This is a genomic window from Solwaraspora sp. WMMD406 (genome assembly GCF_029626025.1).
Lineage (GTDB): Bacteria > Actinomycetota > Actinomycetes > Mycobacteriales > Micromonosporaceae > Micromonospora_E.
In genome coordinates, this window is record NZ_JARUBF010000001.1 from 4334168 (window position 1) to 4358407 (window position 24240).

Below are 24240 nucleotides of genomic sequence, written 5' to 3' on the forward strand. Positions count from 1 at the left end.
GACGTCCGGTTTCGATACCACGCAGTGTTGTAAGGCATCCGACATCGCGGCGGTCCGACTCACTGGCGGTGCCGGTCTACTGTGGTTGCCACCTCGGACGGACGGAGTGGCGGACATGGTGGACATCGACCCGATCGCGGCAGCGACCGGTGCCGCGTTGATCCAGGCGATCGCGACCGACGCGTGGGAGAAGGCCCGCGACGGGGCGGTCGCGCTGTGGCGGCGGGTACGCCCGCAGCAGGCCGACACCATCGGCGCCGAGCTGGCCGAGGTACGCGACGAGGTCCTGACCGCCCGCCGCGACGGCGACACCGACGCCGAACAGGGCCTGGTCGACGACTGGCAGCGCAAACTGCAACGGCTGATCCGCCAGGATCCGGCGTTCGCCGCCGAACTGCGTCGCCTCCTCGACGACACCCTCGCTCCCCTGCTGCCGCCGGCCGACCAGCAGCAGGTCGGCAGCATCACGATGACCGCCACCGCGCGGGACAACGCCCGCATCATTCAGGCCGGACGCGACCAGCGCATCAACGAGCGGTGAGGCGACAGCCGGACGTGGACCTGCGCGGTGAGGCCAGCGGCCACGGGCAGGTGATCCAGGCCGCCGGTGACCAGCACATCACCATCTACGAGCAGCGGCCGGCGTACCGGGTGGAACAGTGGCAGCCGCAGCGGCCGCCGGACCCGCGTACGTTGGTCGACCAGCCGAGCATGCTGCTCGCCGCCACCAACCAGGTGGTGCCGTTCACCGCCCTACGGGACGACGACCGTGCCGAGTTGGCCGCCTGGCGCGACGACCCGGCGCGCGGGTTGGCGGTGCGGCTGTTGCACGGTCCGGGTGGGCAGGGCAAGACCCGGCTGGCGGCCCAGTTCGGCGCGGACAGCATCGCCGCCGGCTGGGCAGTCGCGGTCGCCCGCCACCGCAGCCAGCTCGCCGCCGACGACCCGCCCGAGGCCACCGAGGCAACTGGGCGTGGTCTGCTGGTGATCGTCGACTACGCCGAACGCTGGCCCGCCGAAGACCTGCGGGACTTGTTCAAGGACCAGCTGCTACGCCAGGGCGTGCCGACCCGGCTGCTGCTGCTCGCGCGCCCCGAGTCGACGCTGTGGCAGCACCAGCACGACCTGACGACGCTCGGGTACGCGGCCGACGTCACGGCGCTGCCCCCGGCCGCCGACAGCCCCGCGAACCGGCGGCGGATCTTCGCCGAGGCGGCCGACCGGTTCGGTTATGCGTACGGCATCGACACAGGCTCGATCCAGCCGCCAGCTGATCTGGCTGCTGGGTTGGCGTACCGGCAGATCCTTGTGATTCACATGGCGGCGCTGGTCACGGTCGACGCTGCCGCGCGCCAGCGGACAGCACCGACCGGCGATCGGGACCTGTCGGCCTACCTGCTACGCCGGGAGGTCGACCACTGGCACAAGCTGCACGAACAGCAGACCAGCTTCGTCACGACCCCGCAGGTGCTGAGCCGTACGGTCTGCACAGCGACGTTGACCCGGCCGCTCGACTACGACGACGGCCTGGCCGCGTTGACGGTGGCGGGAGTGTGCGCGCCGGACGCCGCCGACCAGGTCCTGACCGACCATGCGGTCTGTTATCCGCCGGCTGAGCCGGACAAGGTGCTGGAGCCGCTGTATCCGGACCGGCTCGGCGAGGATTTCATCGCGCTACGGCTTCCCGGTCACCATGTCGCCGGCGCTCCCACCGATCCGTGGACCGGCGGTGTGATCGCCCGGCTAATCACCGGCGCCGCCCGTGCCGCTGCCGGTCAGCCGGTCTGGTCGGCAGCGGCGTTGACGGTGCTGGTGGAGACCGCGATCCGCTGGCCGCACGTGGCACGGCGGACGCTGTCTCCGATGCTGCGCGAATATCCGGAACTGGCGGTCGCTGCCGGCGGCACCGTTCTGACCCGGATCGCTGGCATCGACGCGCTCGACATCAGCGCGCTCGAGGCGATTGAGCCGCATCTGCCGCAGGAACTGCATGTCGGCTTGGCCGTCGCCAAAGCAGCTATCACCAGACGCCTCACAACGCACCGGCTCGCTACCGCCGATGAGCCGACTACGGCACGTCTGCTCGGATCGCTCGGGAATCGGCTGTCGGAGGCGGGACGTTGGGAGGAGGCCTTGGACGCCACCGTCGGAGCCGTCACGATCCGCCGGCGGCTGGCTCAAGCTAACCCCGCTCACGAACCCAACCTCGCTAAATCCCTGAACAACCTCGGCATCCGGCTGTCGAACCTGGGCCGACAGAAGGGGGCCCTGAACGCCACCGTCGAAGCCGTCACGATCCGCCGGCGGCTGGCTCAAGCTAACCCCGCTCACGAACCCAACCTCGCTAAATCCCTGAACAACCTCGGCGTCCGGCTGTCGGACCTGGGCCGCCGGGAGGAGGCCATGGACGCCACCGTCGAAGCCGTCGGCATCTACCGCCGACTCGCTCAAGCCAACCCCGCCGCGCACGAACCCGACCTCGCCATGTCGCTGAACAACCTCGGCGTCCGGCTGTCGGACCTGGGCCGCCGGGAGGAGGCCATGGACGCCACCGTCGAAGCCGTCGGCATCTACCGCGGACTTGCTGAACTCAACCCTGCCGTTCACGAACCCGACCTCGCCATGTCGCTGAACAACCTCGGCGTCCGGCTGTCGGACCTGAGGCGGTATTGGGAGGCCATGAACGCCACCACCGAAGCCGTCAGGATCCACCGCAGACTTGCTGAACTCAACCCTGCCGTTCACGAACCCGACCTCGCCGCGTCGCTGAACAACCTCGGCATCCAGCTGTCGGGCCTGTGGCGGCAGAAGGGTGCCCTGAACGCTACCGTCGAAGCCGTCACGATCCGTCGGCGGCTGACTCAAGCCAACCCCGCCGCGCACGAACCCGACCTCGCTAAATCCCTGAACAACCTCGGCGTCCGGCTGTCGGACCTGAGGCGGCATGGGGAGGCCATGGACGCCACCGTCGAAGCCGTCGGCATCTACCGCCGACTCGCTCAAGCCAACCCTGCCGTTCACGAACCCGACCTCGTCATGTCGCTGAACAACCTCTCGGCGATTCTGTGGAACCTGGGCCGGCAGAAGGAGGCCCTGGATGCCGCCGTCGAAGCCGTCACGATCTACCGACAGCTCACCAAACGCCGCTGGACCTGGACCTGGCCGGGTGGGCCGCGCCGAACCCGGACTCCGCTACTCAACCCTGCCTCAGAAACCCTGAATGCCCCCGTCGAGGCCATCGAGGTCCAACACCGACACGCTCGAGCCAACCTCGCAAGCTCACTGTTGGCACAAAGAGGGGAATCGGGGTAGCGCCCGTCCACCTGAGACCTGGTCAGGGCACTGGGACGTTGGCGGACGTACTCGACGGGCTCGGTCGCGGGGACGAGGCAACAGCGGTCAGGGCTCGCCGGGACGCGCTGACAGGCGAGCAATAGCTTCGGATTCGGCGATCTGGTCGGGCCAGCGGAGGAACCGGCGGTACAGGTCCGGCGGGCTGAGCTGCTCGGCGTCGCATTCCAGCAGGTCGTCGATCGCCTCGTACATCAGGGTGGCGAGGTAGACGCACATCCCGATACGGTCGTTGGCCCAGTCGGCGGTGATCTCGATCTTGGCGCTTTCGCACGGCCATTCCGTACCGCACTCGCGGCAATTCCAGTGGGGGCGGGACGCGATGTGCATCAGTGCGCCCCGTTCACTCGGGCGCGCTGTCCGCGCGTCAACAGGCCGGCGACCCACACGTACTCGGTGGGGTGGTTCCATCGGGGGCCGCGATCCCACTGCGGCGACTGGTTCGGCGGCCGATCCGTCGGCTTCGGACGCGGGGCCGGCGTGTTGTGCAGGTACGGCGCGATGGTCGACGACAGGCACCTGTCGGGGCAGGGCCAGCGTATTCCGCAGCGGCAGTACCGGCCGAGTCGCCGCCAGTTGCGGGCGTGTCGTGGCGCGAACCGTATCGCGCCGTCGCGTGTGGACCTCAACCCCATTTGTCAACCCTTCTTACAACACATTTCCCATGATCACTGAACTCTTCCTTCACATCATGCTTATTCGCCACCTGGCTCAGCGCAATCTCGCACCGGTAGGTTCGAACCCAACATCCACCCACCATTACGCGACACGAGAGGACGGGGTTTCGTGGACGACGCCGGCAGCACTGTCCCGCGCAGGCAACTGGGTCGATATCTGAGAGAGCTTCGTGAAGACGCTCATGTCACGGTTGCCGCAGCGGCCAAGGCACTCGAATGGTCGCCACCGCGCATCTGGCGTTACGAGGGCGGCCAGGTGCCGATCCACCCGAACGACGCCGAGGCGATGTGCCGGCTCTACGGCGCGCCCCCGGAAACGATCACAACGATGCGCGACCTGGCCCGCGAGACCAAGTCACGCGGCTGGTACCACAGCTACGACCACGCCATCAAAGAATGGTTCAAGCTGTACGTCGGCCTCGAAGCCGCCGCTTCGACGATCCGCAAGTACGAGCCGAACGTCATCCCCGGCCTGCTCCAGTCCCTGGAGTACATGACCGAGATCATCACCACCGGAAACCCCGACCTCAGCCCGGCCGACCACCAGGCAAAGATCGAAGTCCGGTCAAAGCGACAGAAGCTGCTCGCCCGCGTCGTCCCACAGGCACCCGACCTCGACGTGGTGATCGGCGAGGCTGCCCTGCTCCGCCCGATGAAAGATCGGGCCGCGATGGCCCGCCAACTGCGACACCTCGCCGCCGTCGCCACCCAACGGCACAACGTCACCGTCCGGGTCCTCACCTTCGCCGCCGGGCTCCCCAGCAGACCAGCAGTCGCACCCTTCTCTATCCTGACCTTCCCCAAGGTCAGCGTCCGCCCACCCGAGCCGACCACCGTCTACTCCGACGGCCCGTGCGGTGCCGTCTACCTCGACAAACCCACCGAGATCGAGGTGTACGAGGGCATCTGGTCGTCGATCAAGCAGCATTGCCTCACCCCGCTAGAATCGACCGAGTTCATCACCCGGATCGCCAAGGAGTACGACGATGAAGGCTGACGGCGTCTGGCGTAAGTCCACCCGATCCGATGCCGAGGGCGACTGTGTCGAGGTAGCCGGCCACCCGTACCGCGTCGCCGTACGCGACAGCAAGGACCAGACCGGCCCGGTCCTCACCTTCGACACCGCCGCCTGGCAGCACTTCGTCGACACGGTGAAGACCCCACACTGACCCCGCACCACTCCCGACCAACGACGAAGCCCTGGTCCGCCGGCTATGACGCAGCGGCGGACCAGGGCTTCGCTCCGTCCAGATCAACCCGCTAGCCCTGGCTGGCCCACTCCAACCCTCCGGGGGGGGGGTACACCGATGATCGACGCCGACCACATCGCCGCGACCGTCACCGTCTATCTGGACCGCCACCCCGACGAGGTCGGCCGGCTCGCTCCGCTGACCGCCGCCCTGCGCGAGCCCGGCGACCTGACCTCCCGCGCGACGTTCACCGGGCACGTCACCTGCTCGGCGCTCGTCCTCGACGCGGACCGGCGGGTGCTGCACATCCGCCACAACGCGCTCAACACCTGGCTGCGCCCCGGCGGGCACCTCGAATCCGACGACACCACCCTGGTCGGGGCCGCGCTACGCGAGGTCGCCGAGGAAACCGGCATCAGCAGCACGGCGCTGACTCTGCTCGACGAGACGCCGATCGACATCGACGTCCACCCGATTCCGGCCAACCCGGCCAAGGGCGAACCCGACCACCAGCACTTCGACCTGCGCTACGCGTTCACCACCACCGCCCGGGATGTGACGTTGCAGGCCGAAGAGGTTCACGACTTCGCGTGGCTGCCCGCCACCGAGATCACCCCCGCCGTTCTGGCCGAGCGGATCGCCGCAGTCGACAACCCGTACTGATCGAGCGAATCCCGCCGTGCCCGGCCTGTCGTGCAGGCCGGGCACGGCGGCATCTGGCAAACTCCTTCGCGGCTCGATGATCGAAGACCGCGAGGGCGACAATGCAGCGAACCGATTGGGACCACCTGACGGCCCTGGTTCGCGCGGCGATCGAGCACCGCACCGGCACCGTCCGCGCCGCGCGTACCGCTGAGGCTGGCAAGAACTCCGCCATCGCCATCCTGCTGAGCACCAGTGATGGGCCCATCTTCGTCAAGGGCCTGCGCACCGAAGACCCCCGGGTCGCCAGCCAGGAGCGCGAAGCAGCGGTCAGCAGATACGTCAGCCCGCTCTCCCCCGAACTGCTGTGGCAGACCGAGGTGGACGGCTGGAACCTGCTCGGCTTCCAGGCCGCTCCCGGTCGACACGCCGACTACGCACCCGGCTCCCCCGACCTGCCGAAGGTCGTCGACACGATGCAGCGCCTGGCGCTGCTCTGGTGTCCCGACCTCCCCCAGCTCAAACGGGCCGAGCGGCGATGGGCGGCGTACGTCAAGCCGGCCGATCTGCCCCTGCTACGCGGCGACACCCTGCTGCACACCGACTACAGCCCGGACAACGTGCTCATCCACGGAAACGCGGCCCGCCTGATCGACTGGGCATGGCCGACGCTCGGCGCTGGGTTCATCGACCCGAGCTGTCTGATCGTGCGTCTGGTCTTCGCCGGGCACACCCCGGAGCAGGCCGAAGCGTGCGTAAGCCCAGCTTCGGCCTGGACCAGCGCCCCGACCAGGGCCGTCGATGTCTTCGCGTCCGCCCTCGCCCGGATGTGGACGCAGATCGCCGCCGCCGACCCGAACCCCTGGAAGAACGGCATGGCCGAGGCCGCCCGGGCGTGGGAAGCGCACCGGCGAGCCACGCCGGCCGCCGCGTCAAGTTGAGGAGCTGCCGCGCGACGGCGTGTTAGCCAGTCAGCGCGGCGGATGTTGGCGAGAGGATTCCCATGGCGCTTTCGTGTCCCGGACGTTACGTCGGCAGGCCACCATACTCGTCGCCGGATGCGCATACCACACAGGACATACAGCGGAAAGTAATGGCTCTTGACCACTGAGTGATCGACGGGTGATGATCTCGAAGTTGATCGTCAACTGTCGATTGGAATGACCGATGAGGACTGCTCTCCACCGGGCCGGCCGGATGCTCGTCGCCTGCGCCGTCGTCGCCGCCACCGCCCTCGCGGGCGTCGTCGCCACCGGTAGTGCCGCCCACGCCGACGGCTGCTACACCTGGGGGCGCACCCTGTCCCAGGGAATGTCCGGAAACGATGTCAAGCAGCTGCAGATCCGCGTCTCCGGCTACCCGGGCTACGGCGCGGTGCTCGCCCTCGACGGGGTCTACGGTCCCGCCACCCGGTCCGCGGTGATCCGCTTCCAGCAGGCCTACGGTCTGGCCGCCGACGGCGTCGCCGGCTCGCAGACCTTCAACAAGATCTACCAGCTCCAGGACAACGACTGCACGCCGGTCAACTTCAGCTACGCCGAGATGAACAAGTGCAACAGCAGCTGGTCCGGTGGCGCGGTGTCCGCCAGCACCGCCAAGTTCAACGCCCTCGTATCCATGTGGAAGCTCCAGGCCATGCGGCGCGCTCTCGGCAACGTACCGCTCTATGTCAGCAGCGGTTTCCGCAGCTACTCCTGCAACAGCGCGGTCGGCGGCGCCTCCAACAGCCGACACCTGTACGGCGACGGCGTCGACCTGGTCGGCTCGCCCTCGTTCTGCCGGCTCGCCCAGCAGGCTCGCAACCACGGCTTCAGCAACATCCTCGGCCCCGGCTACCCCGGCCACAACGACCACACCCACCTGGGTGCCACCCCGAGCCGGTCCTGGTCCGCGCCGAGCTGCGGCATCTGAGCGTCGTTACCCGGTGCCCGGCGGTTGCGACCGCCGGGCACCGGGGACATCGTTTCGCAGCACCGCGTAGCGAAAACGGTTGCAGCGCCCCGTACGATTCCGAACATGAGTTGCTTCGCCGCTTGGCGTACCCGCCGCTGAAGGTCGGCCCGCCGCCGATTGTGGCCGCTGGCTGACCCGTCTGATGCCTATTTTGTCGGCTTTCAGCACTTCAGCTTGAGAGGCACACTCACATGCGTATCCGCTCGTTCCTTCAGCATGACCTCGCCCGGCTCACCGAACTGACCATCGATACGTTCGGGCCGTTCTACGAGGGCTCCTTCCGGCCCCTCGTAGGTGAGGTGGTTTTCGCCAACCAGCACGGCAGGTGGCGCGACGACTACGTCAAGCAGGTTGCCGGGCTCCACGACCCCGCCCAGCACAGGTTCATCGCGGTCGCGGAGATCGAGGGTGCCATAGCCGGCTACGTGGCCTGGGCCGTAGATCCAGCGCGGAGAAACGCCAGCGTCACGATCATCGCCGTGTCTGCGGAGCACCGCCGGCACGGCGTGGGTGCCGCGCTGTGCGAGCACGCGTTCGGCGCGATGCGGGAACTCGGTGCCCAGGTCGTCGAGATCGGCACAGGCGGGGACGAGTTCCACGCGCCCGCCCGAGCCCTCTACGAAGCACTGGGCTGCACCCCACTGCCAGTCGCCGTCTACTACCGGGAACTCTGATCGATCCGGGGCGGGTCGCGGTGACGCATCCGCCCCGGTCACAGCCCACCTGCTGCCGTACCGCCGATTTCGGCCTCGATCAGGTCGGCGGCCCGGTCGGCGCAGCGGCCCGCAGCTGCGGCAGCATTCAGGCCGATTTGGCGGCGCACCCGGTAGCGCAGGTGGAGCACCCGGTTGCCCGGGATCGTCACGTCAGGATCCGCCAGGAGGTGCTGCGTGTCGACCGACCCGAAGAAGCGTTTGCCGGAGCCGAACACGACGGGTACGACGTCCATGCGTACCTCGTCGACCAGACCGGCGGCGAGCACCTGGCCGCCGACGTCGCCGGCGGCGACCTCGACGAGGCGGTCGCCGGCGAGCTCCTGCGCCCTGGCCACGGCCGCCTCGACGCCGTCGACGAAGTGAAACGGCGCCTCCGGGTCCCAGCCATCGGGCGCCGCCCGGTGCGTCACTACGACCATGTGGTCGACCCCGGCCGGCGGGGTGCCGCCCCAGCCGTCCGTCATGTCGAAAACGTGGCGGCCGACGATCGTCACCCCGATCTGATCCCAGTACGGCCGGACGTAGTCGTAGGAGGTCCGCGACACCGTCAGCTCGCCGCTGTCGTCCAACGGGACATCGCCGTTGGTCAGCCAGTCGAACAGCGGTCCGGGCTGGTCCTTCACATCGGCGATGAAGCCGTCCACCGACACCGAGCCGTACATGACCACTATGCCCACGAGGCTCCCCCTCTACGTCTGGAGGCATCAACGTAGCGCGCCGTGAGCTGGCGTTCTTGTAGAAAATCAAACCGCCGGCAGCGGCCAACTGTTCAGCACATGGTCGGGATGTTTCGCGTAGGAACCGCCGCCGGACCTCGACGTAACGGGTCGGCGTGAGGCCGGTGAACGCCCGGAACTCGTGGCCGAAGTGCGCCTGGTCGAAGTAGCCAGCGCCGCTGGCGAGCTCGGCCCAGTCGACCGGTCCGGCGGGGTCGATCGCGAACACGGAGGCGGCGAAACGGGAGATGCGGGCCAGCCGTTTCGGCGTGACGCCGACGAGCTCCTTGAACCGTTGTGCCAGATGGGTGCTGCTGACACCGGCCGCCGTGGTCAGGTCACCGATCGCCACCGCCCCGCGGGTCGCCGTGATGACACCGCTGATGTGACGGACCAGTCCCAGGCCGACGGTCGCGCGCAGCCGTCGCGTCAGCTCCTCCTCGAGCACCGTCAGCATCTCCTGCGGTGTGTCCGCTGAGGCTAGCCGGTCGCACAGCTCGGCCGCCGGCATCGGCACCAACGGCGCCAACCCCCACGGCTTGACGTGCACGCCGACCGACCGGGTCCGGACCGGGTAGCCGAAGTCGTACGCGCGGGTGGGCATGGTGACCACGCAGCCGTCGCCGTACTCGGCCGTCTCGATATCGGTGCCGGCACGGATGCGCAACGGTGCCCCGAGGTTGACGATGAGCAACGCTGCCGGCGTGGGCGGCAGCGTCAACCGAGCGTACGGCGGCGTACCCTCCAGGTAGTAGAGGTCGTCGATCAGCCCGTCCAGCGGCGGTCGCGGCACTCTGGACACGTACTCCATGACCACAGCATCGCCGACGTGGTGGCCGTCGCCCCCGCCGGCACCCGAGAAGGAGTACGCGAATGACCGAGCCGTACGACACCGGGATGCTCGACGTCGGCGACGGCCACCAGGTCTACTGGGAGGTCTGCGGCAACCCCGACGGCGTACCCGTCGTGGTGCTGCACGGCGGGCCCGGCAGCGGATGCACGCCCCGGCACCGCGACGCGCTCGACCCCGACCGGTTCCGCCTCGTCCTGTTCGACCAGCGCAACTGCGGCCGCAGCACCCCGTCGGCCGCCGACCCGGCCACCGACCTGAGCGCCAACACCACCGCCCACCTCGTCGCCGACATCGAACGGCTCCGCGCCCACCTCGGCATCGACCGCTGGATCGTGTACGGCGGCTCCTGGGGTGCGACGCTCGCCCTCGCGTACGCGACCCACCACCCCGACCGGGTACGCGGCATGATCCTCGTCGCGGTCACCATGACCCGCCGGTCCGAGGTCGACTGGCTGTACCGGGGCTCCGGCCGGTTCTTCCCCGAAGCGTGGCAGCGGTTCATCGCCCACGCCGGCCTGCCCGGCTACCGGCTGCCGACCGACACCGCGCCCCCGATCGAACCGGTGCTGCTGCGCTACGGCCAACTGCTCGCCGACCCCGACCCGGCGGTACGGCAGCGCGCCGCCGACGAGTGGTGCGCCTGGGAGGACGCGCTGATCTCCGAGGAGCACAACGGCAACCCGGGCGCGTACTCAGCCGGTGAGCTGCGCCAGCGGCTCACGATGACCCGGATCTGCGCGCACTACTTCGGCAACGGCGCGTTCCTCGCCGACGGCGAGATCCTGCGTAACGTGCCGAAGCTGGCCGGCATCCCGGGGGTGCTGGTGCACGGACGTACCGACGTCAGCGGGCCGGCGATCACCCCGTGGGAGATCGCCCACGCCTGGCCCGACGCGCGACTGCACGTCATCGGCGACGCCGGACACACCGGCACCGCCACGACCCGCCGCGTCCTGGCCGACGCCGCCGACACCATGGCCCGGCACACCGGGGCGGTGGCGTGAGCGACGTCCCGCAGCTCGGTCCCCCGCCGCAACGCGTCACCGTCGACGCGGACCAGGTGCGTCGGCTCGTCGCCGACCAGTCCCGCACCTGGCGCACCACCCGATCACGCCGGTGGCCAACGGCGGCTGGGACAACTGGACCTTCCACCTCGGCCCCGACCTGCTGGTACGGCTGCCCAGCGCCGCCGAGTACGCCCTGGCGGTCGACAAGGAACACCGGTGGCTCCCGGTTCTCGCCGCCCGGCTGCCGCTGCCCGTCCCCACCCCGGTGGCGAAAGGCAAGCCGACCGCGACGTGGGCACGCGGACGCGGCTGGGCACTCTGGAAAACGCTCGCCACCTGCGCCTACACCTACGGTGCCCGGAACGCGCGCGGAGTTCGCGAGCGCGCGCCGCGTCCTCGCCGAGATCGTCTCCGAGTACGCCGCCGAGAATTTCCCGTACCGTCCGGCTTGAGTCTCCACCGGCTGGAAGGTGCACGCTGAAGCCATGAACGACCGCACCGAGCTGATCACCATCGGTCAGCTCGCCCGCCGTACCGGCCTGTCGGTACGCACCATCCGGTTCTGGTCCGACCAGGACGTGATCACCCCGGCCGGTCGGAGCGCCGCCGGCTACCGGCTCTACGACGTGGCGGCGGTGGCCCGGCTGGACCTGGTGCACACCCTGCGACAGCTGGGTCTGGATCTGGACACCGTACGGCAGGTGCTGCGCCGGCAGACCAGCGTCGCCGACGTCGCCAAGGTGCACGCGGCGGCGCTGGACACGGAGATCCGGGCGCTGCAGGTACGGCGGGCGGTGCTGCGGTCGATCGCCGAACGGGACAGTACGACAGAGGAGCTGAGACTCATGCACAAACTCGCCAACCTGACCGCGCAGCAGCGGCAGCGGCTGATCGACGACTTCGTCACCCAGACCTTCGACGGAGTCGATCCGCAGGCACCCGGCGCGCGGATCGCCACGATGATGCGGCAACTGCCGGCCGAGTTGCCGACCGACCCCAGCCGCGAGCAGATCGACGCCTGGGTGGAGCTGGCCGAACTGGTCAGCGACGAACAGTTCCAGCAGCGGGTCCGCGAAATGGCGGTTACCGGCGCGCGGCAGCCGGCGGAGCAGCCGTTCGACCCGGCCCGGGTCGCCGAGGAAGCCGGCGCGGCGCTGCGGGCCGGCATCGCACCGGAATCCGCCGACGCCCGGCAGATCCTCGACCGGATCGTCGACGCCGACCTGCCCGGACCGGAGCGGCTGCGCCTCGCCGCGCAGACCGAGACGTTCACCGACCGGCGGGTGGAACGCTACTGGCAGCTGCTGGGCGTCCTCAACGGCTGGCCGGCCGCCCCACCGCAGGTGCCGGCGATGGAATGGTTCATCGCCGCGCTGCGCGCCCACGCCGACTGACGACGAATCGGCCGGGTCGCCACGGCGGCAACGTCGTGGTGACCCCGGCACCCCGCTCGACATCGATCTGGTCACCTGGCTTGACGGGCTCACCTGGCGGCGGCCGTCACGTCGCAGATCTCGGCCAGGCGGCAAAGCGGTGACGAACCTCGTTGATTTGCGCTGCCGTCAGCCCGTAGACCTCGCGGAAGACGGAATCGTCCATCCGGTCCAGCCGCTGCATGGCGTCGGTGAAGTCCTCGTCGGTCAACCCGGAGTCGGCCTGCCGGGCCAGACCGATCAGCCGGTCGCGGGAGTAACGGGTGAGCGCGGCAGCAGTGTCGATGTAGTCACGAGGGGCGGCCCGGGTGGCCAACGCCGCCACCTTGGTGCCGAGTACGTCGTCGAGGTGCAGCACCGGCCCGATCCGCATCATCACCGGCTGGCGGTGCCGGTCGAACCGCACCAGCTGCAGCCGTACCACCTGGTGTTCGTTGCTGACCTCGCACTCGACCAGGTCGTGCTCGAAGCCGTCGAACACGCCGCCGACATCGTCCGCGTCACCGACGGTTTGGACGTGCAGGCCAGTCTGGCTCAGGGCTGACATCACCAGGTCGGCGGCAGCCGCGACCCCACCGGCCTGGTCCGTGAACAGGTCAACGTCCTCGGTCGGCCGGTCCACCACCCCGTGCGCGATCAGGGCGTGCCCGCCGGCCAACGCGAAACCGTGCCGCCGGGCGACCGCGAGCGCCAGCCGCGCCACCTCGGCCTGGAACTCCTCCGGCGTCACGCGGCGGCGGGCTGGTGGGCTATGCGCAGCTGCGGGTGCCGGTCTTCCCACGCCTGTCGGACGCCACGCGGGACCCACAGGTCGGGCCAGAGTCGGACCAGGGTCGGGCCGTGCAGCCAGGTCGTCAGCTCGACCGCGGCGACGGCTTCGACCAGCACGGTCTCGTACATCCACCGCAACAGCGCGGGATTGTTCAGGTCGACCCGGCGGTCTGGCTGCCAGTGCAGCCGGTGCGGCAGCTCGACGACCCCGCTGACCGGTCCGCGCAGCTCGGCGAGATCAGCGGCGACGACCGCGCGGCGGCCTGGCCTGGCCATGTACCGTGCCTGGCTGCGCCCGTCGGTCTCGCTGCGTCCCACACTTTCAGGGTAATGGGTAGAGGTCGTCGAGTCCGACCGTACGGACGGGTTCGACGCTGTCGGTCAGGCCCGCGTCGAACCCGGCCCCGCTGAAGCAGGCCAGTACGGTGTCCCGGGTGTCGTAGCCACGGGCGGCGAGCAGATCACGGGCCCGGCGCAGCCGGTCGACGTGGCGTGCCCCCATCACCTCACCCCACTTCGCCTCGCCCAGGCCGAGCAGGCGGCGCTGCTCACCCGGGACCGCCGGGGCGAACACGGCGACGTCCACCTCGATCTGCCGACGCCGCTGCGGGTCGGTGACAACTCCCGCGCCGACCTCACCAGGCAGCGCGCCGAACAGTTCCGCCGGCGCGGTCAGGGCGTACGCCCGGCACAGCCGTTCGAAGTGCGGGCCGATCACCTGCGCGGCGAACCGGGGGCGGGCGTCGCGCCACACCAACTCGGCCCGGCCACTCTCCAGCAGCCCCCACTGCGGTCGCATGATCACCTGATAGAACGTGATCAACGGTTCCGCGATCCGGTAGACCGTCCGGCCGGAGCGGAACACGTCCGGTTCCCGTACCAGCAGGTGGCTGTCCTCCAGGACGTTGAGGTGGTGGCCGATGTCGGCCGCCTTGCGGCCGATGTAGCCGGCGATCCCGCCCCTGGTGTTGTTGCCGGCGGCGACGGCGGCCAGCACCGAGTGGTACAGCGCGGTGTCCCGGACGTCGGCCTCCTCCTCCAACAGGTACCGCGCCTCCCGGAACAGCGGGGTGGCCGGGCTGAGCACGGTACGGACCAGCCAGTCGTCGAAGTCGCCGATGTCGCGCGGCGCGTCGTCACCGACGAACCGCCGGTACGCCGGGGTGCCGCCGACCACCGCGTGGTGCGCCACGGCGAGCTTCGGGTCGGTCAGCCCCCAGAACTCGGCGGTGAGCACATGATCGAACGGCTGGACGACGAGCTCCAGGCTGGCCCGTCCACGCAGCGGGGCGGACCCGGCGAGCAGCCCGCCCATCACCGACATCGCCGACCCGCACAGCAGCAGCGACAGCGACCGGTCGTCCGACACGGCCCGGTCGATCTCCCGCTGCAGGATCGACGGCAGCGCCGGCTCGACCTTGCTGAGGTAGGGAAACTCGTCCAGGACGACAGGGCCGGGCCGGTCGGGCAGAGCGCACAGATAGCTGACGGCGGCGTCCCAGCTGTCGAACCGGATCGGGGCCGAGACGCCCAGCCAGCTGTTCAGCGCCTGGGTGAACAGGCGCAACGACTCGGCCGATGTCGCCTGGGTGGCACCGAAGTAGAGCCCACCGGTCTGCCGGGTCAGGGCTTCCAACAGGTACGTCTTGCCCTGCCGGCGTCGGCCGCTGACCACCCCCAGCTGCGGACCTGATCGGGCGAGGAACGCGGTGAGCTGCCGCCACTCGAAGTCCCGGTCGAAGATCCGGGCCGGTTTCGCGATCAGGACGACCTCCAAAAACGAGGAGTACGTTTCGTCGAAGTGTACTCCTCGTTTTGTCACTGACGCGGGGACCAGCGGTGGTCGGTCGCGCCGGCTACGGGCGGCCGTCGAGGAACATCCGCAGCCGGGTCAGGGTCTGCCGGGCGGCGGCCACCAGGTCACCGGCGAACCGCTCGGCGTACGGGGTCAGGTAGGCGTCGCGGAACGGCGTGGTGTCGCAGGTCGTCGTGCTGCAGCAGCTCCGGCAGCCCGTACCCCGCGAGTTCGGGGCACAGGCCGGCCACCGTCGGCCCCGCGTCGCGGAAACGCGGTTCGGCGCCGACGGCGTCGACGATCCGTTCGTACGCCTGCGGCAGGGTGGCCAGCCGCCGGTCGGGCACCCCGAGGGCGAGCAGTTCGTCGACGTCGCCGGCCGAGTCGAGCTGCACGTCGGCGTAGAGCGGCAGGACGGCGTACCACCGGTCCAGGCCGCGCTCACGCTGGCTCACCACCCGCAGCGTCTCCCCGGCTCCAGCCATCAGCATCCAGCCGGCGGCGGTGTCGACGGCCAGCGTCGGCGGCCTCGTGGCGCAGCGCCTCGGCGTCGGCGGCGGTGTTGTCGCTGCTCGGTCGGTCGGCGTGGTGGCTGCCGAGGTGGCTCGAGCGGGTCCTGCCCGACGTCGACGTCGAAGGCGTACGCCGGCATCTGATCCCGACCACGACTGATCCGGGGATCAGTCGTGGTCGGGGGCGCCGGTCAGGTGGTGGTCGGCGGCGTGCAGGGCCTCGGTGACCAGGCGGCGGACGTGGCCGCCGCGCGCCCGGTAGAGCACGCGGCGGCCGTCGCGGCGGCTGGTGACCAGGCCGGCGAGCAGCAGTTTCGCCAGATGCTGCGACACGGCCGGCCGGGCGGCGCCGACCGACGCGGCGAGGGTGCCGACGTCGTGTTCGCCGTCACGCAGGTGCCACAGCAGACGCAGCCGGGTCGGGTCGGCAAGCATCCGCAACGCGGTCACCGCCGCGTCTACCTGCGCCCCGGTCGGTGGCTGCTGCCCTACTGTGGCACCTGCAGCGTTGTCGCGTGCGTACATGAGCACATATTCTGCCGGGCGGGTGGCCGACACCGCCACCCGCCCGGCGACGGCGAGCAGAGGTGACCCGGCATGGCCCACGACCACCACCACGATCATCCGCACCACCACGATCACCCGCACCGCCATCAGCGTCCGACGCCGCGAAGCTGGTGGCGGCGGGTGCTGCACCAGGTCACCCCGCACACCCACGACACCGCCGGCAAGGTCGACGACTCCCTCGAATCGTCCCGCGCCGGACTCCGCGCCCTCTGGATCTCCCTGGCGATCCTCGCCGCCACCGCCGCCGCCCAGGCCGTCATCGTCGCCGCCTCCGGCTCGGTGGCGCTACTCGGCGACACCCTGCACAACGTCGCCGACGCCCTCACCGCCGTACCCCTGGCCGTCGCGTTCCTGGTCGGCCGCCGCGCCGCCACCCGCGCCTACACCTACGGGTACGGCCGCGCCGAAGACATCGCCGGCATCGTCATCGTGGCCGTCATCGCCGGATCGGCGATCGCCGCCGGCTGGACCGCCGTCGACCGGTTGCTGCACCCGCAGCCGATGACCCACGTGCCGTGGGTCGCCGCCGCCGGCGTCGTCGGCTTCGCCGGCAACGAACTCGTCGCCCGCTACCGGATCCGCGTCGGCCGGCGCATCGGCTCCGCCGCGCTGGTCGCCGACGGCCTGCACGCCCGTACCGACGGGTTCACCTCGCTGGCCGTCGTCGCCGCCGCCGGTGGCGCGGCGGCCGGCTGGCAGTGGGCCGACCCGCTCGTCGGCCTCGCCATCACCGTCGCGATTCTGTACGTGCTGCGCGACGCCGCCCGCGAGGTCTACCGGCGACTGATGGACGCCGTCGACCCCAAACTGGTCGACACCGCCGAAACGACCCTGCGCGCGGTGCCCGGCGTCCGCGACGTCACCGCCGTACGGCTGCGCTGGATCGGCCACCGGCTGCACGCCGAAGCCGACCTCGTCGTCGACGCCGACCTGACCCTGATCGCCGCGCACGAGGTGGCCGCCGACGCCGAACACCAACTCACCCACGCCGTACCGAGACTGAGGTCGGCGAGCGTGCACACCGACCCGGCCGGACACGCCGGCGCCCACCACCACGTCACGCTGTCCCACCGCCGCCGCGCCGCCCGCTGACCGGCACCAGCCGCAGACCGGCTCGCCGGGTCGGCGGCGCTCACCGTAGGTCGAACCGGGCCGCCCAGCCGGTCACGTCCGCGACGGTCGAGTTGCCGCCACAGACCACCAGACCGATCCGGGTCTGCGGACCGACCCGGTCGATCACCTGACGGGCCGCCGGCAGCAGACACCCGGCCGCCGGCTCCGCCCACACCTTGCCGTGCTCGGCCAACTCCAGGGTGCCGCGTACGGCCTCGGCGTCGGAGACCACCAGCACCTCGGACACCAGCTCGGTGACGTGGTCGTACGTCAGCGCCGACACCATCGGCGCGCTCAACGTCAACACGATCGACGACAACTCCACCGGCACCGGCCCGCCCGCCGCCCGGGCCCGCGACATCGCCTGCGCGCCGACGGTCTCCACCCCCCAGATCCGCACCTGCGGCCGGCGGGCCCGCAACGCGGCGGCGACCCCGGAGATCAACGCGCCGCCGCCGATGCTGACCAGCACATCGGTCAGCTCGGGGGCGTCGTCGGCGAGTTCCAGACCGACCGTGCCCTGCCCGGCCACCACGACCGGGTCATCGAACGGATGCACCAGCGTCAACCCGTCGGCGCGCAACTGGTCCATCAACGCGAACGCCGCCGACATGTCGTCGGTCAGCCGCAGGGTCGCCCCGGCGGCGGTGCAGATCTCCGCCGCCCGCGCCGGCGCGGACCGCGGCATCACCACCGTCGCCTTCACGTCCAGGGCGCGGGCCATCACCGCCACCGCGATCGCGTGGTTGCCGCCACTGACCGCCACCACACCGGCCGCCCGCTGCGCGTCGTCGAGACTCAGCAGCTTCGCCGTCGCGCCCCGCGCCTTGAACGACCCGGTCCGCTGCAGCAGCTCCAGCTTCACCGTCACCGGTACGCCGAGCAGATCCGACAGCCCTGGGCTCGGCACGGTCGGCGTACGCACCAGATGGTCGGCGATCAGCCCTGCCGCCGCCTCGATCCGCGCCAGCTCGATCATCGCCGCTCCCCCATGCCGTCGACTCCTCAGCCCGCCAGCGTCCAGCGGGTGTACCGCACTGATCGTACGGGCCACCACGTCCGGCACCCGCTCGATGGTGATCAACGCCGCGGCGGACACACCGTCGGTCAGGCAGATGTCGGTACCCGCCGGCAGCCCGTACAGGCCGTTGATGGTGCCGTCCCAGGAGCCGGCCGGTGCGTCGAGACAACGGCGTACGGTGTGCTCACAGATCCCAGCCCGGCAGATTTCGCCGCCGACCTGCCCGCCTGGCCCGTCCGGAGTGTCCGACCCGGCCTGGCCGGTCCGGGCGGTCGGTGTCGTCGTGACCCGCGCCGACGCCGACCACACGCCCACGCCTGCACGGCCGGTGCCGCCACCCCCGAGGAACAGCGCCAGCGCCCCGTCCACTGATCGTCCTGGTCAAGGCCCTGCGCGGCCAGGAACGCCGCCAGGCCGACCAGTGCGGCGACCGCGGCGCCGAGCGCGGCGACCGGGCCGGCGCCGGGGCCGCGAGTCACCACGCCTCATCACCACACTCCTCAGTGCCCCCGGCGGATTCGGCGACAAGATCCACCCGGACGGTCCACGTTCACTGGGCGTTGGGCCTCCTGTGCCGGCCGGGACCTGGGGTGATGATGGTGATCGTCCTTACCGGACACGATCATGACCACCCCCCGCAGGAGGACTGTGTGAGGTCCATACCCGTGTCGGTCCGCGCCATCGGCGCGACCCTGACCACTGCCGCCGTACTCGTCGGAGGTCTGCTCGCCAGCCCGTCCTCGGCCGCGCCGCGCCCCGCCACCGAACTCGGCGGCGAGGCGGCGCTCGCCCTGGTCGAACGGCTCGGCGACCGCTCCGCCGGCACCTACCGCGACACGACCACCGGCCGCATGGTCGTCACCGTCACCGACAACACCGCCGCCTGGACGGTCCGGGCCGCCGGCGGCGTCGCGCGCGTCGTGCGACGCGGCGCCGCCGACCTCGACCGGGTCACGGCCGCGTTGACCCGCCAGGCCGCCACGGTCACCGGCACCGCCTGGTACGCCGACCCGGTCACCAACCAGGTCGTCGTCTCGGTCGACGCCACCGTCACCGGTGCCCGGCTGGCCCGCGTCGAAGCGGTCGCCGCCCGCTACGGCGACGCCGTCCGCGTCGAACGCCTCCCCGGCGTCCTGGAGACCACCGCCGCCGGCGGCGACCCGATCTACTCCAACGGACGCTGCTCCCTCGGCTTCAACGTCGTCGACGCCACCAACCAGCCGATGTTCCTCACCGCCGGGCACTGCACCACCACCCGGACACACTGGACCATCGACGGGGTCGCCAACGCCGGCACCACCATCGCCACCAGCTACCCCGGTAACGACTACGGCCTGGTCCGCTGGAACGACGCCAACGCCAACCGGCCCGGCGTCGTCAACATGTACGACGGCACGACCCGCGACATCACCGGCGCCGGCAACCCGTACGTCGGACAGATCGTCAGCAAGAGCGGCAGCACCACCGGCGTCACCACCGGCCCGGTGGTCGCCGTCAACGTCACCGTCGCCTACTCCGCCGGCCTGGTGACCGGTCTGTTCCAGACCAGCATGTGCACCGCCAACGGCGACAGCGGCGGCGCGGTGTTCGCCGGAACCACCGCCCTCGGCCTGCACTCGGGCAGCAACCAGGCCGCGTGCAAGGCGTTCCACCAGCCGGTCACCGAGGCGTTGGCCGCCTACGGCCTGGCCGTCTACTGACGACCCGGCCGATTCAGGCCGGGCCGGTGACGGACAGCAGGCGTACCTGATGGTCGGCGGTGACCACGACGATCGTGTCACCGCCGACCAGCACCTGCTCCACCCGGCCGGCGGTGACGTCGGTGCCGACGTCGACCGACCCGGTGTGCCGGCCGGTCGCCACCTCCCAGACCGCCAACTGCGGAACACTGCTGCCCGACGACTGGTCGTAGCGGTAACTCAGCACCGCCGCCCGCGCGCCGGACACCGCCACCGCCGACACGAAATCCTCGGCGGCAGCGGTCTGCCCGCCGGCGAAATCCAGCAGGACGAACTCGTCGACACTGGTGAACGTCTGATCACCGAAGAGGATCCCGTCCGCCACGGCATACCAGTTGTCCTCGGTGCCGGACTCGGTGGGCCGCGACCACACCTCGGCGCCGGTGGCCGTGTTCACCGCCACCGTCCGGTACGTGCCGCCGTCGACCGCCACGCACACCAGCTGCGGCCCGCACGCCTTGACCAACTCGATGGTGTCGGTGCCGGCCAACGGCAGTTCCCACTTCTTGGCGAAACCGTCCAGGTCGTAGGCGGCCAGCACGTCCCGCCCCGGTGAGGCGTCGTCGGAAAGCCTGCCGATCGCCAGCCCGTCGTAGACGGTCCACCTGTCGTGGTCCAGCGGCAGGTCACCACTGACGGCCGGTTTCCCGGTGGCGGTGTCCAGGACAACCCCCCGGCCGCCGCCTTCGCTGAGTTCGACGATTCGGTCCGCCGCCGCGTGCCGGTTGTCGCGCAGCCCGTGCGCGGCGGGCAGCACACCGGTACCGTCCGGCGTGACGCCATCGACGCTCCAGCCGGTCACGGCCCGGATCCGCTCCGAGTCGACGATCAGCAGGTCGTCCTCGGGCGCCTCCCGCCGCCACCGCTCGTCACCGCTGATCAGGTCGACCCGGGCCACCGCGTTGTCGTAGATGCCGTCCCTGATCTCCACGATCACGTCGGTGCCGAGATAGACCACATCGGTGCGGTTGTTCCAGCCGCCCTTCCACTTGACGGTGCCGTCGGTGACGTCCAGGACGACCCGCATGTCGTCGCCGTCGTCGGTGGCCGAGTCGACGGCGTCGACGACGAGCAGCCCGTCGACGGCGGTCAGCGTCAACCGGGCCGGTTCGACGTCCAGCTCGGCGGTCCAGGTCGGGGCACCACCGGCGACCGGCAGGGCGGTGACGGCGGTCGCGCCGATGCTGACCGCCGCGTACACGGCCAGGTCACCGGCGATGGTGCCCGCCGACCGGGTGGTGCCGACCGGCAGCGTCACCTGATGGGTTTCGGCCAGCCCGCCGGCGGTGTCGCCGCCACCGCCTTGATCGCCACCGAAGCCGAACAGCGACGTACCCGTGCCGTCACCGGCGTCGCCACCGTCGCGGATCCGGTCCAGCAGCCGACCGCTGGTCAACCCGATGCTGGCGACGACGGTCAGCACCACGGCGGCGGCGACCGTCGCGACCACCCGGCCGGTGCGCCTGCGCCGCCGACCCGACACGGGCGGCGGCCCGACCACGGCCGGGGGGTCGACCTTTCCCGGCGGTCCCGGCCATCCGGAACCGGGCGCCGGTGGCGGTTGGTAGCCCGTTTCCGCCGACGGGCTGTGACCCGCCGGCGGCCGGGCCGACGGATACGCCGGCCCGCCGGACGTGGGCGGCGGATAGCCCGGCGGTGGCGGATAGCCCGGCGGTGGCGGATAGCCCGGCGGTGGCGGGTAGCCGGCGTACGACGGCGGCGCGGCCGGGGACAGCGGGGTGGCGGTCGACGGGGCCGCACCGGCCGCCGCCGGATCGTGATGCAGCGCGCCGTAGGCGACCGGCAGTTCGGGCTGCTCCGGAACGGCCGGGGCGACGCCCAGCCGGGCGTGCAGGCGGCTGGCGACCAGCGGCATCCGGCTCGCCCCGCCGACCAGCAGCAGCCCGGCCAGCCGGGCCGGGTCGACCCCGGCGAGCTGCAGCACCCGGCGGGTCTCGTCCACCGCCCGGTCGATCAGCGGCCCGGCGATCCGGTCCAGTTCCTCCCGGGTCAGGTGCATCGGGTCGTCGCGGCCGGGCACCGTCACCGGCGCCACCGACGTACGCGACAACATCTCCTTGGCCGCCCGTACCTCGGTCCAGAAGGCGTGCCGGTCCCGCCGGTCGGCGGCGGTCACCGGCTGGTCCAACCGCGACCACAACCGCGGATCCCGCATCGCGACGAGTTGGCCCAGGTGGGCGACCAGGGCGTTGTCGACGTCCAGGCCGCCGAGGTCGTCCAGGCCGCCGGTGGCCAGCACCCGCAGTCCGCCGGTCGGGCGGCCGGCGGCTGCCTCGTGGCGGACCACCGCCACGTCCAGGGTGCCGCCGCCGAAGTCGAACACCGCCAGCGCGCCGCCCGGCGGAATCCGGCGGCCCAGCACCCGCACGCAGTAGGTGGCGGCGGCGATCGGCTCGTCGAGCAGCAGCACCGGACCCAGCCCGGCCCGCTGGGCGGCCGCCCGCAGCAGGTCCCGACGCGGGGTGCCCCAGTCCGCCGGGCAGGTCAGCACCGTCGCGTCGTGCGGACGTACCCCGGCCATCGCGGCCTCGCCGGCCACCCGGCGCAGGCTGGCGGCCAGCAGGTCGGCCACCGGCAGGTCCCGGTCACCGAGCAGCACCGTGCCGTCGTCGATGTGCCGTTTCGGGTACGGCTCGAAACGGTGCGGTTCACCGGCGGCCAGCCGCTGCGCGTCGCGGCCGGTGTGCACGGTGCCGACCGCGTCGACGAACACCCCGGAGGTCAGCAGCGGTGAGCCGTCGAACAGCAGCGGCCGGGGCGGTTCGTCGCCCCGGCGTACCACGGCGACGGTGTGGGTGGTCCCCAGGTCGACGGCGAGCCGTACCGGTCCGTTCACGGTCTGCGTTGTCCTTTCCCGAAGCACCGGCGGTGCATGCTATCCGCCGGCCGCCACCACGACGTCGGCACCGAGCTGTTTCAGCACCCGGGTACGCAGGGTCTCGTACTGCTCGCGGCAGCGGGTCGGCGGCCCGGCCGGACGGGTGACCACCACACCGGCGGTGATCCGCTCGTGCGGGCCGAACTGGTCCCGGGTCAGGTCGACCTCGACCACACCGAGCCGGTTCCACCAGTGCGAGCCGGTGCGGTCGCCGTCGACGCGGACCTCGCCGAGCAGCAGGTCACCACCGAGAAGGTCGTGCACCACCAGGGCGGTGACCCCGCACTGACCCCGGCTGGGGTTGCCCGGATGCCAGTCGGCGAGGTCCACCGGGTCACAGGTGTCGGCGGCCCAGGCGGAGCGGATGACACGTTCGATGTGGGTCAGGGTCCAGGTGCGGGGGAACATGGCGGCAGATCCTGCCACAGTGGTCCGACACCGTCGGACACCGTCGCTCGTCGTGTCGGTCGACGCGCCACGGCGGTGATCCGTCACCCGGAAACGACGGTGATCCGTCACCCACCACGGCGGTGAACGGCAGCCGTCCGGGTAACGGCTAGTAAGCTGCCCGGTCGTGACCGACGACAGTGCGCGGATGGCATCCGGGCCGGCCGGCGCGGACCAGTCCGCGCTGGCCACCGCCTGTCTGGCCGCCGGCGACGGGCGGCTGCGCCACGGCGCGGCGTTGAAGTTCTTCTGGGGGCCGATGGACTGCGGCAAGTCGACCCTGGCCCTGCAGATGGACCACAACCACGCCCGGCAGGGCCGACGTGGTCTGGTCCTGACCCGCAACGACCGGTCGATGGGCCCGCAGGTCACCACCCGGATCGGGTTGGCGCACGCGGCGATCGAGGTCACCGACGACCTCGATCTGGTGGCGCTGGTCCGGGGCCGCTGGGCCGACGGCACCCGCGTCGACTACCTGATCTGCGACGAGGCCTGCTTCTACACGGTGTCGCAAGTGGAGCAGATGGCCGACCTGGTCGACGGCTACGACGTCGACGTGTTCGCGTTCGGCCTGGCCAGTGACTTCCGGTCGGCGCTGTTCCCGGCCGCGCGGCGACTGTTCGAACTCGCCGACGAGGTGTGCCGCATCCAGGTCGAGGTGCTGTGCTGGTGCGGGCGGCAAGGGCTGCTCAACGCCCGGGTCGTCGACGGAGTGGTGGCCCGGCACGGCGAACAGGTCGTCATCGGTGACACCGTCGACCACGCCGAGGTGCGCTATCAGGTGCTGTGCCGTCGGCACCACCGCGCCGGCGACCTCGGGCCCGCCGCGTAGCCCGCC

General features: G+C 71.0%; 23 protein-coding genes and 2 pseudogenes. 14 read left to right on the forward strand and 11 right to left on the reverse strand.

Going from position 1 to position 24240, the window contains the following annotated elements:
- Window positions 1-115: 115 nt before the first annotated feature.
- On the forward strand, window positions 116-541 hold the full coding sequence (locus tag O7632_RS18915) for a hypothetical protein (protein WP_278116095.1): 426 nt from the start codon (window positions 116-118) through the stop codon (window positions 539-541).
- On the forward strand, window positions 538-3312 hold the full coding sequence (locus O7632_RS18920) for a tetratricopeptide repeat protein (RefSeq protein ID WP_278116097.1): 2775 nt from the start codon (window positions 538-540) through the stop codon (window positions 3310-3312). The genes O7632_RS18915 and O7632_RS18920 overlap by 4 nt, the downstream gene beginning before the upstream one ends.
- An 87-nt stretch (window positions 3313-3399) precedes the next feature.
- Here O7632_RS18920 and O7632_RS18925 read toward each other — a convergent pair whose 3' ends face one another.
- On the reverse strand, window positions 3400-3681 hold the full coding sequence (locus tag O7632_RS18925; RefSeq protein ID WP_278116099.1) for a flavin reductase: 282 nt from the start codon (window positions 3679-3681) through the stop codon (window positions 3400-3402).
- Window positions 3682-4137: 456 nt separating this feature from the next.
- Between O7632_RS18925 and O7632_RS18930 the strand changes: the two genes are divergently transcribed.
- The 6 genes from O7632_RS18930 to O7632_RS18955 all read left to right on the forward strand — a co-directional run bounded on the left by O7632_RS18930 (window position 4138) and on the right by O7632_RS18955 (window position 8487).
- Window positions 4138-5025, forward strand: coding sequence for a helix-turn-helix transcriptional regulator (locus tag O7632_RS18930; protein ID WP_278116102.1), 888 nt, complete (start codon window positions 4138-4140; stop codon window positions 5023-5025).
- The gene (locus tag O7632_RS18935; RefSeq protein ID WP_278116104.1) at window positions 5015-5197 is read left to right on the forward strand and encodes a DUF397 domain-containing protein; all 183 of its coding nucleotides are present in this window, start codon (window positions 5015-5017) and stop codon (window positions 5195-5197) included. Before O7632_RS18930 ends, O7632_RS18935 begins: the two co-directional genes overlap by 11 nt.
- A 138-nt stretch (window positions 5198-5335) precedes the next feature.
- Window positions 5336-5881 (forward strand): NUDIX hydrolase, encoded by a 546-nt coding sequence (locus tag O7632_RS18940; RefSeq protein WP_278116106.1) that lies wholly within the window; start codon window positions 5336-5338, stop codon window positions 5879-5881.
- Between the two features lie 101 nt (window positions 5882-5982).
- Window positions 5983-6801: a phosphotransferase gene (locus O7632_RS18945; RefSeq protein ID WP_278116109.1), complete on the forward strand. Its 819-nt coding sequence runs from the start codon at window positions 5983-5985 to the stop codon at window positions 6799-6801.
- 226 nt (window positions 6802-7027) lie between these two features.
- Window positions 7028-7771 (forward strand): D-Ala-D-Ala carboxypeptidase family metallohydrolase, encoded by a 744-nt coding sequence (locus O7632_RS18950; RefSeq protein WP_278116110.1) that lies wholly within the window; start codon window positions 7028-7030, stop codon window positions 7769-7771.
- Between the two features lie 233 nt (window positions 7772-8004).
- Window positions 8005-8487: a GNAT family N-acetyltransferase gene (locus O7632_RS18955; RefSeq protein ID WP_278116112.1), complete on the forward strand. Its 483-nt coding sequence runs from the start codon at window positions 8005-8007 to the stop codon at window positions 8485-8487.
- Window positions 8488-8627: 140 nt separating this feature from the next.
- Here O7632_RS18955 and O7632_RS18960 read toward each other — a convergent pair.
- Together O7632_RS18960 and O7632_RS32260 are read right to left on the reverse strand one after the other, a co-directional pair.
- A pseudogene (locus O7632_RS18960) lies at window positions 8628-9206 on the reverse strand (dihydrofolate reductase family protein); the annotation flags it as partial.
- A gap of 199 nt (window positions 9207-9405) precedes the next feature.
- Window positions 9406-10056 (reverse strand): annotated as a pseudogene (locus tag O7632_RS32260) (DUF6597 domain-containing transcriptional factor); the annotation flags it as partial.
- Window positions 10057-10118: 62 nt separating this feature from the next.
- Between O7632_RS32260 and pip the strand changes: the two are divergent.
- The 3 genes from pip (at window position 10119) to O7632_RS18980 (ending at window position 12499) form a co-directional block, all read left to right on the forward strand.
- Window positions 10119-11102 (forward strand): prolyl aminopeptidase, encoded by a 984-nt coding sequence (gene pip, locus O7632_RS18970; protein ID WP_278116114.1) that lies wholly within the window; start codon window positions 10119-10121, stop codon window positions 11100-11102.
- Window positions 11103-11214: 112 nt separating this feature from the next.
- Entirely contained in the window at window positions 11215-11586 is a 372-nt protein-coding gene (locus O7632_RS18975) for a phosphotransferase (RefSeq protein WP_278116116.1), read from the forward strand.
- A gap of 4 nt (window positions 11587-11590) precedes the next feature.
- Window positions 11591-12499 carry a MerR family transcriptional regulator gene (locus O7632_RS18980; RefSeq protein ID WP_278116118.1) on the forward strand — a complete coding sequence of 303 codons (909 nt, stop codon included), beginning with the start codon at window positions 11591-11593 and terminating at the stop codon, window positions 12497-12499.
- Window positions 12500-12605: 106 nt separating this feature from the next.
- On the opposite strand, the gene O7632_RS18985 is transcribed toward O7632_RS18980, so the two are convergent.
- From O7632_RS18985 to O7632_RS19005, 5 genes are all read right to left on the reverse strand, one after another.
- A complete protein-coding gene (locus tag O7632_RS18985; RefSeq protein WP_278116120.1) occupies window positions 12606-13268 on the reverse strand; it encodes a nucleotidyl transferase AbiEii/AbiGii toxin family protein in 663 nt (220 codons plus the stop codon).
- Window positions 13265-13585 carry a hypothetical protein gene (locus O7632_RS18990; RefSeq protein WP_278120179.1) on the reverse strand — a complete coding sequence of 107 codons (321 nt, stop codon included), beginning with the start codon at window positions 13583-13585 and terminating at the stop codon, window positions 13265-13267. The genes O7632_RS18985 and O7632_RS18990 overlap by 4 nt, the downstream gene beginning before the upstream one ends.
- A 46-nt stretch (window positions 13586-13631) precedes the next feature.
- Window positions 13632-15086 carry an ATP-binding protein gene (locus O7632_RS18995; RefSeq protein WP_278116122.1) on the reverse strand — a complete coding sequence of 485 codons (1455 nt, stop codon included), beginning with the start codon at window positions 15084-15086 and terminating at the stop codon, window positions 13632-13634.
- Window positions 15087-15229: 143 nt separating this feature from the next.
- Window positions 15230-15589 carry a hypothetical protein gene (locus O7632_RS19000; RefSeq protein ID WP_278116124.1) on the reverse strand — a complete coding sequence of 120 codons (360 nt, stop codon included), beginning with the start codon at window positions 15587-15589 and terminating at the stop codon, window positions 15230-15232.
- 195 nt (window positions 15590-15784) lie between these two features.
- A complete protein-coding gene (locus tag O7632_RS19005) occupies window positions 15785-16264 on the reverse strand; it encodes a metalloregulator ArsR/SmtB family transcription factor (protein ID WP_278116126.1) in 480 nt (159 codons plus the stop codon).
- Window positions 16265-16303: 39 nt separating this feature from the next.
- Between O7632_RS19005 and O7632_RS19010 the strand changes: the two genes are divergently transcribed.
- Window positions 16304-17275, forward strand: coding sequence for a cation diffusion facilitator family transporter (locus O7632_RS19010; protein ID WP_278116128.1), 972 nt, complete (start codon window positions 16304-16306; stop codon window positions 17273-17275).
- Between the two features lie 40 nt (window positions 17276-17315).
- Here the strand turns inward: O7632_RS19010 and O7632_RS19015 are convergent, their stop codons facing one another.
- Entirely contained in the window at window positions 17316-18686 is a 1371-nt protein-coding gene (locus O7632_RS19015) for a threonine/serine dehydratase (RefSeq protein ID WP_278116130.1), read from the reverse strand.
- Between the two features lie 281 nt (window positions 18687-18967).
- Here O7632_RS19015 and O7632_RS19020 point away from each other — a divergent pair, with 281 nt between their 5' ends.
- Window positions 18968-20017, forward strand: coding sequence for a S1 family peptidase (locus O7632_RS19020; protein WP_278116131.1), 1050 nt, complete (start codon window positions 18968-18970; stop codon window positions 20015-20017).
- A 13-nt stretch (window positions 20018-20030) separates the two neighbouring features.
- Here the strand turns inward: O7632_RS19020 and O7632_RS19025 are convergent, their stop codons facing one another.
- Both O7632_RS19025 and O7632_RS19030 read right to left on the reverse strand, forming a co-directional pair.
- Window positions 20031-22913 (reverse strand): Hsp70 family protein, encoded by a 2883-nt coding sequence (locus O7632_RS19025; RefSeq protein ID WP_278116133.1) that lies wholly within the window; start codon window positions 22911-22913, stop codon window positions 20031-20033.
- Between the two features lie 39 nt (window positions 22914-22952).
- On the reverse strand, window positions 22953-23363 hold the full coding sequence (locus O7632_RS19030; protein WP_278116135.1) for a hypothetical protein: 411 nt from the start codon (window positions 23361-23363) through the stop codon (window positions 22953-22955).
- Between the two features lie 187 nt (window positions 23364-23550).
- Here O7632_RS19030 and O7632_RS19035 point away from each other — a divergent pair, with 187 nt between their 5' ends.
- A complete protein-coding gene (locus tag O7632_RS19035) occupies window positions 23551-24234 on the forward strand; it encodes a thymidine kinase (RefSeq protein ID WP_278120181.1) in 684 nt (227 codons plus the stop codon).
- Window positions 24235-24240 lie beyond the last annotated feature (6 nt).